The 11,899-nt window shown below is 42.1% G+C and carries 13 protein-coding genes; 2 read left to right on the top strand and 11 right to left on the bottom strand.

The window, feature by feature from the left end; translation table 11 throughout:
* Positions 1 to 8: 8 nt before the first annotated feature.
* The 9 genes from P7J36_RS02445 to groES all read right to left on the bottom strand — a co-directional run bounded on the left by P7J36_RS02445 (position 9) and on the right by groES (position 9,289).
* The gene (locus tag P7J36_RS02445) at positions 9 to 380 is read right to left on the bottom strand and encodes a MerR family transcriptional regulator (RefSeq protein ID WP_408551189.1); all 372 of its coding nucleotides are present in this window, start codon (positions 378 to 380) and stop codon (positions 9 to 11) included.
* A 75-nt stretch (positions 381 to 455) separates the two neighbouring features.
* Entirely contained in the window at positions 456 to 971 is a 516-nt protein-coding gene (locus P7J36_RS02440) for an FUSC family protein (protein ID WP_099811449.1), read from the bottom strand.
* 93 nt (positions 972 to 1,064) lie between these two features.
* Positions 1,065 to 2,264, bottom strand: coding sequence for a phosphoglycerate kinase (locus P7J36_RS02435; protein WP_014637337.1), 1,200 nt, complete (start codon positions 2,262 to 2,264; stop codon positions 1,065 to 1,067).
* Between the two features lie 145 nt (positions 2,265 to 2,409).
* Entirely contained in the window at positions 2,410 to 3,420 is a 1,011-nt protein-coding gene (gene gap, locus P7J36_RS02430) for a type I glyceraldehyde-3-phosphate dehydrogenase (RefSeq protein ID WP_002940037.1), read from the bottom strand.
* A 206-nt stretch (positions 3,421 to 3,626) separates the two neighbouring features.
* On the bottom strand, positions 3,627 to 5,708 hold the full coding sequence (fusA, locus tag P7J36_RS02425; protein ID WP_408551188.1) for an elongation factor G: 2,082 nt from the start codon (positions 5,706 to 5,708) through the stop codon (positions 3,627 to 3,629).
* A 534-nt stretch (positions 5,709 to 6,242) separates the two neighbouring features.
* On the bottom strand, positions 6,243 to 6,713 hold the full coding sequence (gene rpsG, locus P7J36_RS02420) for a 30S ribosomal protein S7 (protein ID WP_002940031.1): 471 nt from the start codon (positions 6,711 to 6,713) through the stop codon (positions 6,243 to 6,245).
* A 16-nt stretch (positions 6,714 to 6,729) separates the two neighbouring features.
* Positions 6,730 to 7,143 carry a 30S ribosomal protein S12 gene (rpsL, locus tag P7J36_RS02415; protein ID WP_002940030.1) on the bottom strand — a complete coding sequence of 138 codons (414 nt, stop codon included), beginning with the start codon at positions 7,141 to 7,143 and terminating at the stop codon, positions 6,730 to 6,732.
* A gap of 231 nt (positions 7,144 to 7,374) precedes the next feature.
* Positions 7,375 to 8,997, bottom strand: a complete 1,623-nt coding sequence (gene groL, locus P7J36_RS02410) for a chaperonin GroEL (protein ID WP_099832326.1) — start codon at positions 8,995 to 8,997, stop codon at positions 7,375 to 7,377.
* Between the two features lie 10 nt (positions 8,998 to 9,007).
* Positions 9,008 to 9,289, bottom strand: a complete 282-nt coding sequence (groES, locus tag P7J36_RS02405; protein ID WP_408551187.1) for a co-chaperone GroES — start codon at positions 9,287 to 9,289, stop codon at positions 9,008 to 9,010.
* A gap of 196 nt (positions 9,290 to 9,485) precedes the next feature.
* On the opposite strand from groES, the gene P7J36_RS02400 reads away from it, so the two are divergent.
* Positions 9,486 to 9,845, top strand: a complete 360-nt coding sequence (locus P7J36_RS02400; RefSeq protein ID WP_408551186.1) for a hypothetical protein — start codon at positions 9,486 to 9,488, stop codon at positions 9,843 to 9,845.
* A gap of 152 nt (positions 9,846 to 9,997) precedes the next feature.
* On the opposite strand, the gene P7J36_RS02395 is transcribed toward P7J36_RS02400, so the two are convergent.
* A complete protein-coding gene (locus P7J36_RS02395) occupies positions 9,998 to 10,393 on the bottom strand; it encodes a single-stranded DNA-binding protein (protein WP_099811371.1) in 396 nt (131 codons plus the stop codon).
* A 58-nt stretch (positions 10,394 to 10,451) separates the two neighbouring features.
* Here P7J36_RS02395 and P7J36_RS02390 point away from each other — a divergent pair, with 58 nt between their 5' ends.
* Positions 10,452 to 11,228 (top strand): DUF2785 domain-containing protein, encoded by a 777-nt coding sequence (locus P7J36_RS02390; protein ID WP_408551185.1) that lies wholly within the window; start codon positions 10,452 to 10,454, stop codon positions 11,226 to 11,228.
* A 31-nt stretch (positions 11,229 to 11,259) separates the two neighbouring features.
* On the opposite strand, the gene ytpR is transcribed toward P7J36_RS02390, so the two are convergent.
* Positions 11,260 to 11,883 carry a YtpR family tRNA-binding protein gene (gene ytpR / locus P7J36_RS02385; RefSeq protein WP_408551184.1) on the bottom strand — a complete coding sequence of 208 codons (624 nt, stop codon included), beginning with the start codon at positions 11,881 to 11,883 and terminating at the stop codon, positions 11,260 to 11,262.
* Positions 11,884 to 11,899: the final 16 nt, after the last annotated feature.

Raw genomic sequence — 11,899 nt, 5'->3', positions numbered from 1 at the left:
AAAGCTAATTACGACGAACGGAAAATGGAACTAGGACTTGAAAATCGTCCCTGACGACTGAATTCATCATGTAAGATACGACGGACATCTTCATCAGTCAAGGTTTTCTGCTGTTTTTTGACCTTAGCTTTCGCTTCCCGATTTGCATATTCCTTCTTAATCGCAGCAATATTCAAACCTTCATCCAGAAAATCCTTGATTTCTAAAAGTAAGTCCATATCGTTTAGAGAATACAAGCGACGATTCCCTTCGTTGCGATCGGGCTTAATCAAGCCTTGATCTTCATAGTAACGAATTTGACGAGCAGTTAAATCTGTCAACTTCATCACACTACCGATCGGAAAGATGGCTAAGGAACGACGAAACTCTTTTTCTCTCATAATGAACTCCTTTCTGCTCACTATTATAGGGGAAATTCTTATATCGGTCAATAGGCTATGTTAGATTTTATGACATCAATTCTTTTGAAACCGTTTTTTCAAAAGATTCAAATCATAATTGACCAGAATTGCAATAAAAACGCCAATAAATGTTTCAAATACCCGTATAAAAACATATTGGATTGTATCACCTGCAGGGATCGACAAAGAAATAATAAGCAAGGCAGAGACTGCACCAATAATCCCAGCCTTGTTATTCATAGCCACATTGGTCATAATAGTCAACATGACAAAGATGGGGACAAATACTGCAGTTACCCAGAAATGATTAGAAAATAATCTATCTAGCAAAAAGAAAATCAAGGCATAGAAACCACCGATAGTATTTCCTAATACACGAGAAGTGCCGAAATGCACACTTTGGTCAAAGTCTTCACGCAGGCTAAAGACCGTTGTCAAGGCAGCAATCTGAATACCCTGCCAGCCCATATAACCAAAAAGCACTATAACTAAAAAAACAGCTAGACCGGATTTAAAGGTCCGCATTCCCAATCTAAACTTTTTCGGATCAAATGCATATTTTTTAAACATATCTCTATTCTAACATGATTTTAAGTAAAATGAACCCATTATCCCAAGAAATGCAGAAAAGAGTTGGTAACCCAACTCTTTTCGTCGTAATTTTTACTTTTCAGTCAAAGCTGCAAGTCCTGGAAGCACTTTACCTTCGAGGAGTTCCATTGATGCGCCACCACCTGTTGAGATCCATGAGAACTTGTCTGCACGGCCAAGGTTGATAGCAGCTGCTGCTGAGTCACCACCACCGATGATTGATTTCACGCCTGGTTGTTTCACGATAGCGTCCATTACACCGATTGTACCAGCTTGGAAGTCTGGGTTTTCAAATACACCCATAGGTCCATTCCAAACAACTGTTTTTGCACCAGTCAAAGCTTCGTCAAACTTAGCGATTGACTTAGGACCGATGTCAAGACCAAGGAAGCCTTCTGAAACTGCTTCGCCCTCAGTGTCACGAACTTCAGTGTATCCAGCAAATGCGTTAGCTTCTTTTGAGTCAACTGGCAAAATCAATTTACCGTTAGCTTTTTCAAGAAGTGCTTTTGCCACATCAAGCTTATCTTCTTCTACAAGTGAGTTACCGATTTCGATACCTTGAGCTTTGTAGAATGTGTAAGTCATACCACCACCGATAAGAACTTTGTCCGCTTTTTCAAGAAGGTTCTCGATAACACCGATCTTATCAGATACTTTTGAACCACCAAGGATTGCCACAAATGGACGCTCTGGAGTTTCAACAGCTTCTTGGATGTAAGCAATTTCGTTTTCCAAAAGGAAACCAGCTACTGCTTTTTCTACGTTTGCTGAGATACCAACGTTTGATGCGTGTGCACGGTGTGCAGTACCAAATGCATCGTTAACGAAGATACCATCACCAAGTGAAGCCCAGTATTTACCAAGTTCTTCGTCGTTTTTAGATTCTTTCTTACCATCAACATCTTCGAAACGAGTGTTTTCAACAAGGAGAACTTGTCCATCTTCCAAAGCATTGATAGCTGCTTCCAATTCAGCACCACGAGTAGCACCTGCGATGAAAGCAACATCTTGACCCAATTTAGCTGCCAAGTCAGCTGCTACAGGAGCCAATGATTTACCTTCTTTGTCAGCTTCTTCTTTCACACGACCAAGGTGAGAGAAAAGAATTGCACGTCCACCTTGCTCAAGAATATACTTGATAGTTGGAAGAGCTGCTGTAATACGGTTATCGTTAGTGATAACGCCATCTTTCAAAGGCACGTTGAAGTCCACGCGAACAAGAACTTTTTTGCCTTTCAATTCTACATCTTTAACAGTCAATTTTGCCATTAGATAAGAACTCCTTAAATTATATTTACTTTACCATTGTATCATATTTTCTGTATTTTTTCTTACATAAAGATATTTTTTTCACAAATCTTCAAAAAGAACGAATGAAAAAAGAGGCCGAAGCCTCTTCGATTTTCACTAAGGATTATTTAGCGATTTTTGCGAAGTACTCAAGAGTACGAACAAGTTGTGCAGTGTAAGACATTTCGTTGTCGTACCATGAAACAACTTTAACCAATTGCTCGCCATCAACTTCGATAACTTTAGTTTGAGTTGCATCAAACAATGAACCGAATGAGATACCTACGATATCTGAAGATACGAGTTGGTCTTCAGTGTAACCAAATGATTCAGTAGCAGCAGCTTTCATAGCAGCGTTTACTTCTTCAGCAGTTACTTTCTTGTCAAGAGTTGCAACCAATTCAGTTACAGAACCTGTTGGAACTGGAACACGTTGTGCAGCACCGTCAAGTTTACCGTTCAATTCTGGGATTACCAAGCCGATAGCTTTAGCAGCACCAGTTGAGTTAGGAACGATGTTTGCAGCAGCAGCACGTGCACGACGAAGGTCACCACCACGGTGTGGTCCGTCAAGAACCATTTGGTCACCAGTGTAAGCGTGGATTGTAGTCATCAAACCTTTTTGAACGCCAAATGCATCGTGAAGAGCTTTAGCCATTGGTGCCAAACAGTTTGTAGTACATGAAGCACCTGAGATAACTGTTTCAGTACCATCAAGGATGTCGTGGTTAGTGTTGAAAACAACAGTCTTAACATCGTTACCACCAGGAGCAGTGATAACAACTTTTTTAGCACCGTTAGCGTGGATGTGTTGCTCAGCTTTTTCTTTAGAAGCAAAGAAACCTGTAGCTTCCAAAACGATATCTACGCCATCAGTAGCCCAGTCGATGTTTCCTGGCTCGCGCTCAGCAGAAACTTTAACGAATTTACCGTTAACTTCGAAACCACCGTCTTTAACTTCAACAGTACCGTCGAAACGACCTTGAGTTGTGTCATATTTCAACAAGTGTGCAAGCATTACTGGATCTGTAAGGTCGTTGATACGAGTAACTTCAACACCTTCTACGTTTTGGATACGACGGAAAGCAAGACGACCGATACGTCCGAAACCGTTAATACCAACTTTAACTACCATGAATGATTTCCTCCTTATGAAAATCGAGTTCTTTATTTTAAAAGGCAAGCCTTTTAATCCTTTTGTGAAAATATTAACTTGTAAGCCTACAAGCATCTTTTCAACGTTTTTATTATATAACTATTTACCGAAAATTGCAAGAGTTTGCATACTTTAATGCAGGAACTTACATAGAAAAAGGCAGCCGAAGCTGCCTGGGTTAGCAATTAAGCATTACCACCGTTTTTCTTAATGATTTCATCTTGTACAGATTTTGGTACATCTTCGTAGTGGTCAAATACCATCATGAAAGTACCGCGACCTTGTGTTGCTGAACGAAGAACAGTTGCGTAACCGAACATTTCAGCAAGTGGCACATAAGCACGAACGATTTGTGTGTTACCACGAGCTTCCATACCATCAACGCGACCACGACGTGCAGTAACGTGCCCCATAACGTCACCAAGGTTATCTTCTGGTGCAGTGATGGTTACAAGCATCATTGGCTCAAGGATAGTTGGTTGAGCTGATTTAGCTGCTTCTTTAAGGGCAAGAGATGCTGCCACTTTGAAGGCTGTTTCAGATGAGTCGACATCGTGGTATGAACCATCGTAAAGCTTCGCTTTAACGTCAACGATTGGGTAACCAGCAAGAACACCGTTAGCCATAGATTCTACGAGACCTTTTTCAACCGCTGGGATGAATTCACGTGGAACCACACCACCGACGATAGCGTTCTCGAACTCGAAGCCTTTACCTTCTTCGTTTGGTGTGAATTCGATCCAAACGTCACCGAATTGACCTTTACCACCAGACTGGCGTTTGAAGAAACCACGAGCTTGTGTAGAAGCGCGGAATGTTTCACGGTATGATACTTGAGGAGCACCTACGTTTGCTTCAACCTTGAATTCACGACGCATACGGTCAACAAGGACATCCAAGTGCAACTCACCCATACCAGAGATAACTGTTTCACCAGTTTCAACGTTTGTTTCAACGCGGAATGTTGGATCTTCTTCAGCCAATTTAGAAAGGGCAATACCCATCTTGTCTTGGTCAGCTTTAGACTTAGGCTCAACCATCAATTGGATAACTGGTTCTGGAACGTGGATTGACTCAAGGATGATTTTTGCTTTTTCATCTGTCAATGAGTCACCAGTTGTAGTGTCTTTCAAACCAACCGCAGCGGCGATGTCACCAGCGTAAACAGTTTCAATTTCTTGACGGCTGTTTGCGTGCATTTGAAGGATACGTCCGATACGCTCACGTTTACCTTTAGAAGTGTTCAATACGTATGAACCGCTGTTAAGAACACCTGAGTATACACGGAAGAAGGTCAAACGACCTACGAATGGGTCAGTCATGATCTTGAAGGCAAGAGCTGCAAATGGCTCTTCATCAGAAGCATGACGCTCTTCTTCAGCATCTGTATCTGGGTTGATACCTTTGATAGCAGGGATATCAACTGGGCTTGGAAGGTAGTCAATAACCGCATCAAGCATTAATTGAACACCTTTGTTTTTGAAGGCAGAACCACACAATACTGGGAAGAATTCAACGTTGATAGTTGCTTTACGGATAGCAGCTTTCAATTCTTCGTTTGTGATTTCTTCACCTTCAAGGTATTTCATCATCAATTCTTCATCAGTTTCAGCAACTGCTTCAACCAATTTTTCACGGTATTCTTGAGCTTGGTCAAGGTATTCAGCTGGAATATCTTCTTCAAGAATATCTGTACCAAGGTCGTTAGTATAGATTTCAGCTTTCATCTTGATCAAGTCGATGATTCCACGGAACTCATCTTCAGAACCGATTGGCAATTGGATTGGATGAGCATTTGCTTGAAGACGCTCATGAAGTGTGCTTACAGAGTAAAGGAAGTCAGCACCGATTTTATCCATTTTGTTAGCGAATACGATACGTGGAACACCGTATTCAGTTGCTTGACGCCATACTGTTTCAGTTTGTGGCTCAACACCTGATTGTGAGTCAAGAACAGTTACCGCACCATCAAGAACGCGAAGTGAACGTTGTACTTCGATTGTGAAGTCCACGTGTCCTGGTGTGTCGATGATGTTTACACGGTGGTTGTTCCATTGAGCTGTTGTCGCAGCAGATGTGATAGTGATACCACGCTCCTGCTCTTGCTCCATCCAGTCCATTTGTGATGCACCTTCGTGAGTTTCACCGATTTTGTGGATTTTACCAGTGTAGTAAAGAATACGCTCAGTTGTCGTTGTTTTACCCGCGTCAACGTGCGCCATGATACCAATATTACGAGTTTTTTCTAATGAAAATTCGCGTGCCATGAGGTTTGTTCTCCTATATTTTTAGTTTTATACTTTAATTATACCATATTTTAAGAAAAGCGAGTGGGCAAATCCCACCCGCTTGATTTCTTACTAATGGTGTGAAGTGGTTGAGGCAAGCCTCAATCCGATTTGTGATAGATGAACGAAGTTCATTCATCTTAGATTAAATTCAGTTAACTTGCGTATATCCAATGTAGAAACTGAACTCGGACTAAACGCTTGGCAAAAAAGAGACGCAATTGTTTTGGCTTTAGCCAATTACAAGTGTGGCTACCTCTAGGTGTAAATCCTCCTAGAGTCCACAGACTCTTCGTCGCATTTCCTATTTTTACTATGCGTTTTATACGTCCTCGTATCTTAATCTTAGTTGAATTTTAGCTACAAATGTCTGCTAAAAAGAGACACAATTGTTTTGGCTTTAGCCAACTACAAGTGTGGCTACCTTTAGGTGTAAAATCTCCTAGAAACTGAAGTTTCTTCGTCACTTTTCCTATTTTGGCTAGCATTTGCTTAACGCTAAAATATCCTATCTTACCAGCGGAAGTGTGCGAATGCGCGGTTTGCTTCTGCCATTTTGTGAGTATCTTCACGTTTCTTAACAGCTGCACCTGTGTTGTTTGCTGCATCCATGATTTCTTTCGCAAGGCGATCGATCATAGTGTGCTCACCACGGTTACGAGCGATTGTTACCAACCAACGAAGACCGAGTGTTGTACGACGCTCTGGACGAACTTCAACTGGGACTTGGTAGTTAGAACCACCGACACGACGTGCACGTACTTCAAGTACAGGCATGATGTTTTCCATTGCTGTTTCAAATACTTCAAGTGCATCGTTACCAGTTGCTTCTTTGATTTGATCAAAAGCACCGTAAACGATTGATGCAGCAGTACCACGTTTACCGTCCAACATAACACGGTTAATCAAACGAGTTACCAATTTTGAGTTATACAATGGATCTGGCAATACTTCGCGCTTAGGCGCTTGATTTTTACGACTCATTTATATTTCCCCTTTCTTAGCCTTTTGGACGTTTAGTACCGTATTTAGAACGGCCTTGCTTACGATCGTTAACACCTGCAGTATCAAGTGCACCACGAACGATATGGTAACGTACCCCTGGAAGGTCTTTTACACGTCCACCACGAAGAAGAACCACACTGTGCTCTTGCAAGTTGTGACCGATACCTGGGATGTAAGCAGTAACTTCGATAAGGTTGCTCAAACGTACACGAGCAAATTTACGAAGGGCTGAGTTAGGTTTTTTAGGTGTCATTGTTCCGACACGAGTTGCAACACCGCGTTTTTGTGGTGATGAAACGTTTGTTTGAACTTTTTTACGGCTGTTGTAACCAACGTTCAAAGCTGGTGATTTAGATTTTTCTACTTTAGACTTACGTGGTTTACGTACCAACTGGTTAATTGTAGGCATCTACATTCTCCTGTATATATTTTTTATTTTTGGTGATAGGGCATTGGTGACAACCCCTATCTGTGTGTACTTTTGCAACATTTGTCAGCACGTCCCTGTACACTCTTGAGAGACCAAAAGTAAAAAGTACCGTCTAATATAGTACCACATCCCAAACCCATTGTCAAATAGATATGTTTGAAATTTTCAAGAAAAAAACACAGCCAATCAGCTGTGTCATTTTGCTATTTCTTAGTAGCCCATACCCATTCCATCCATACCTTGTGGCATAGCTGGAGCGGCTGGTTCTGGTTTGTTGGCAACGACTGCTTCAGTTGTCAAAATCAAGCTGGCTACGGAAGCCGCATTTTGAAGGGCAGAACGTGTTACTTTAACAGGGTCAATGATACCTGCATCCATCATGTTGACCCACTCGCCTGTCGCTGCGTTAAAGCCAGTGCCTAGTTCTGAATTCTTCAGTTTATCAATGATAACTGAACCCTCATAACCTGCGTTATAGGCAATCTGACGAACTGGTTCTTCCAAGGCACGAAGGACAATATTGCGTCCTGTCTCATCGTCGCCTGTCAATTCCAATTTTGCTACACTATCAATCACATTGACAAGGGCTGTACCACCACCTGCAACGATTCCTTCTTCAACTGCGGCACGTGTTGCGTTGAGGGCATCTTCGATACGGAGTTTCATTTCTTTCAACTCAGTCTCAGTAGCGGCACCGACTTTGATCACTGCAACACCGCCTGACAATTTAGCCAAACGCTCTTGCAATTTCTCACGGTCAAATTCTGAAGTTGTTCCTTCAATTTGTGACTTGATAACAGCGACACGGTTGGCAATAGCTTCTGGATTTCCAGCACCTTCAACAATGGTTGTACCATCTTTGTCGACCACAACTTTGGCAGCCTGACCAAGTGCTTCAATGGTTGCATCTTTCAGGTCCAAACCAAGGTCTTCTGTAATCACTGTACCACCTGTCAAAATCGCGATGTCTTCCAACATAGCTTTACGACGGTCTCCAAAACCTGGAGCTTTGACTGCAACAACGTTGAAGGTACCACGAATCTTGTTGAGAACAAGGGTAGGAAGAGCTTCGCCATCCACATCGTCAGCAATAATCAAGAGCGGACGACTAGTCTGGAGAATGCTTTCCAAAAGCGGCAAAATATCCTGGATATGAGAAATTTTCTTATCGGTAATCAAGATGAATGGATTTTCAAGTTCAGCTACCATCTTTTCATTATCTGTCACCATGTATTGTGACAAATAACCACGGTCGAATTGCATACCTTCAACCACATCCAATTCTGTTTCCATACCGCGAGATTCTTCAATGGTGATAACGCCGTCTGTTCCCACGCGCTCCATAGCTTCTGAAATGTACTCACCAACTTTTTCAGAACGGGAAGATACTGCTGCGACTTGAGCAATTTCAGCTTTATTCGATACAGGACTTGCTTGTGCTTTCAAGGCTTCAACTGCAGTTGCAACTGCTGCTTCAATCCCACGACGGATACCGATTGGATTGGCACCTGCAGTTACGTTTTTCAAGCCTTCGCGAACAATAGCCTGAGTCAAAACAGTTGCAGTTGTTGTACCGTCACCAGCGATGTCATTGGTTTTTGAAGCCACTTCGGATACCAATTTAGCACCCATATTTTCAAAATGGTCTTCCAACTCGATTTCTTTAGCAATGGTCACACCGTCATTGGTAATGAGGGGTGAACCGTAAGCTTTTTCCAAGACAACATTACGACCTTTTGGACCCAAGGTTACTTTGACTGTGTCAGCCAAAATATCGACACCACGGACCATGCTTTCACGTGCATCTGCTGCAAATTTAATTTCTTTTGCCATTTTTCTACCTCTATTCTACAATTGCCAAAATGTCTGCTTCACGGATGATGTGAACGGCTTGGTCTCCGTCTTTAACTTCCAATCCTGCGTGAGCATCAATCAAAACAATATCTCCAACTGCCACCGCTGGGGCAACCAAGTCACCATTCAAGGTACGAATCCCTTGTCCAATCGCTAGGACACTTGCTTCTTTTGTCTTTTCTTGGCTGGCACCTGCAAGGACAAAGCCACCAACTGTTTGTTCTTTTTCTTCAATTTTTACGACGATACGATCGCCCAATGGTTTTAACATTCTATTACCTCCTGGTCTTTTTAGCACTCTCTACACGCGAGTGCTAACTCACATTTCCTATTGTATCACTTGGTCAAAAATAGTCAAGAAAATTCTATTCTTTTTCGTGAAAATCCTTCTTAAGTATGAGATAGAATTTAGCTATTCATTATAGGTAAAGTATGCTATACTATTTTTAACAAGTTAGGGGGTATTCATGAAATTTTTTAGAGATTTAAAAACAGATTACCTTGAAAGCCGATTTTCAGCCTACGAAAGTTTTGCAGAGTGGTTTTTAAAACGTAAATTAGGATTTTGGGGGAGTGGGAAAGAACTCGACTGGTCAAAAAGAGTTCGTTTTCCCACCCCCGCACAGTTGATTAGGTCAGATTTGGAGTGTGTAGCACGAACAAAGCTGCCAATCAACCACTGCGCTGAGATGTTGACACGAACTCTGAGAAGCGAGACTGGACTTTTTGCCCCGTCGCCTATCTACTCTGGCTCGTCTGGATATTTTTCATTAGCCACCCTCACTACATCATCTTTTTCTTTTATGGCGTTATTTTGTTATCACTAATTGTTATGCTAGTAGAATGGTGGAAATATATAAAATGAACATCAAAAAAACACCAACTTTTGTCGGTGTTTTTAAGGAGATATGAAAAATATTTAGGATTGACTATAGTATAGCCTACTTTTCAACATTCTCCATCGGTCTTGGGACCGATATTAAAACGGTAATTCCTCCTCTTCCAAAACCAAATCAGCCAGGTCATCGCCAGTATTGTTTTCTCGCATGGCACGTTGGGCACGGCTTTCGAGCAACTGGAAGGTATTGCCCAAGATTTCCGTCACATAGTGGTTGCTGCCATCTTTTTCGTATTTACGGGTACGCAACTCACCGTCAATAGAAATCAGACTGCCCTTGCTACCATAAGAAACAAGTGTTTCCGCCAGTTTGCCCCAGAAGATAACATTGAGAAAATCCGCTTCACGTTCGCCATTTTCTGTCTTAAATCGTCGATTGACTGCGACGGTTACACGGGTCAGATTTTTACCGTTAGGGGTTTGAGTGAGTTCAGGTTGGGCCGTCAAGCGACCGATTAGAATAACTTTATTATACATTTTATATCCTCCTACTTATTTATTCGTAGAAAGTTCATAAAAAGAAAGAAAGAAAATCATGAAAGAATTAATAGAAAAATTGCAATCCTCTAAACCATATACCAATGATGAACTGGCTTGGTTGCTGGAAAACATCGGTCATCCAGATCCTGCTATACGCGACGAACTGGTTTATGCTAGTTTTTGCCACATCTTTCTAAATGGTTTGATTACAAGAGAACAAGCACAGGAATTACTTCAAGGTTCACAGGACACCAAGCCATTTTCCCTAGAAAGTTCCACACTAAAGCGAAGTTTTACTTGCTTGCTTTACTGTCTTCTGCTGTCTGTTGACAATGACCAAGATTCTGAGTACTCTGCATTTTTAAGCACTGACGACCACGAACTGCTTTTCCAACAGGCCTTGGATTATTTGACGATTGAAGATGACTGGTTTGGCTTTGATGAAAAACTCGGCTGGATCCACACCGCTGCCCACGGAGCAGATTTTCTTCTGGCTGCAAGCTGTCATGAGCAATTTTCCAATGAAAAAAGCAAAGAGGTATGGCAAGCTATTCTTACTTGTCTAACTAAACAAAGTAAAGTTTTCTCCGCTGGCGAGGAAATCCGTCTGGCTCAAATCCCTGTCTACCTTCTGCTGAATGAAAAAGTATCAAGCCAAGAGCTGACAGAATGGATGAACGAACTAGACTTTCCCAACCAAGAACCTCTGGACTACTTCCGATGGCTCAATCTCCAACATTTCCTATCCAGTCTCTATTTCCAACTCAAATCACAACAGGCTTTGACAGAGGAACTCCGACAAGCTATTGAAGGAAAAATTGAAACAGCATAAAAGAATTGGCCACTGACCAATTCTTCTTTTTCTATCCCTTCCAGTGTTTTGCTGGATTAAAAGCTTCTCCGACCACTGCGGAGTCGTCCAATTCAATAATGCCACGGACTTGTGGTGCGTTTGGCAGAGCCAATTCACGTGGACTGCACATCATTCCAAAGCTATCTTCACCACGCAATTTCCCTGGGAAAATCAGGCTACCGCTCGGCATCATTGCCCCCGGAAGAGCCACAATGGTTTTTAAGCCTTGGGCAGCATTTGGGGCACCAGCTACGATTTGCACTGTTTTGTCACCGACATTGACCTGGCAGATATTGAGGTGGTCGCTGTCTGGATGAGGAACCAATTCCACAATCTGACCGACTACGAACTTTGGAGCATTGTCGTTAACCAAGCTTTCAGTAAAGCCTTCTTTTGCCAATTCGGCATTCAAGGTCGCAACTTGCTCGTCTGTTAGGAAAACTTGACCATTTCCAGCAATCTCAACCAAACTTGATGCTTCAAAAATATTCCAAGCTACTGTTTTTCCTGTTTCCTCTAGGAAAACACGCGCCACTTGACCCTTGCGTTCAAACTGGACAGGCTGACCCTTGTCCTCAGCCACAATCACCATCAGAACATCGCCAACGTGTTCCTTATTATATGTAAAAATCATTTCTTTTTCATTTCTC

The organism is Streptococcus suis (assembly GCF_046032115.1).
Lineage (GTDB): Bacteria > Bacillota > Bacilli > Lactobacillales > Streptococcaceae > Streptococcus > Streptococcus suis_AJ.
This window is presented reverse-complemented; position numbering and strand designations above follow the sequence as displayed.

Bases quoted from the DNA above. Each gene is read 5' to 3' on its own strand.
- fusA (WP_408551188.1), bottom strand. From the start codon at position 5,708: ATGGCACGCGAATTTTCATTAGAAAAAACTCGTAATATTGGTATCATG.
- P7J36_RS02445 (WP_408551189.1), bottom strand. From the start codon at position 380: ATGAGAGAAAAAGAGTTTCGTCGTTCCTTAGCCATCTTTCCGATCGGT.
- gap (WP_002940037.1), bottom strand. From the start codon at position 3,420: ATGGTAGTTAAAGTTGGTATTAACGGTTTCGGACGTATCGGTCGTCTT.
- P7J36_RS02440 (WP_099811449.1), bottom strand. From the start codon at position 971: ATGTTTAAAAAATATGCATTTGATCCGAAAAAGTTTAGATTGGGAATG.
- P7J36_RS02400 (WP_408551186.1), top strand. From the start codon at position 9,486: ATGAAATTTTTTAGAGATTTAAAAACAGATTACCTTGAAAGCCGATTT.
- groL (WP_099832326.1), bottom strand. From the start codon at position 8,997: ATGGCAAAAGAAATTAAATTTGCAGCAGATGCACGTGAAAGCATGGTC.
- rpsG (WP_002940031.1), bottom strand. From the start codon at position 6,713: ATGAGTCGTAAAAATCAAGCGCCTAAGCGCGAAGTATTGCCAGATCCA.
- groES (WP_408551187.1), bottom strand. From the start codon at position 9,289: ATGTTAAAACCATTGGGCGATCGTATCGTCGTAAAAATTGAAGAAAAA.
- ytpR (WP_408551184.1), bottom strand. From the start codon at position 11,883: ATGATTTTTACATATAATAAGGAACACGTTGGCGATGTTCTGATGGTG.
- P7J36_RS02390 (WP_408551185.1), top strand. From the start codon at position 10,452: ATGAAAGAATTAATAGAAAAATTGCAATCCTCTAAACCATATACCAAT.
- P7J36_RS02435 (WP_014637337.1), bottom strand. From the start codon at position 2,264: ATGGCAAAATTGACTGTTAAAGATGTAGAATTGAAAGGCAAAAAAGTT.
- rpsL (WP_002940030.1), bottom strand. From the start codon at position 7,143: ATGCCTACAATTAACCAGTTGGTACGTAAACCACGTAAGTCTAAAGTA.
- P7J36_RS02395 (WP_099811371.1), bottom strand. From the start codon at position 10,393: ATGTATAATAAAGTTATTCTAATCGGTCGCTTGACGGCCCAACCTGAA.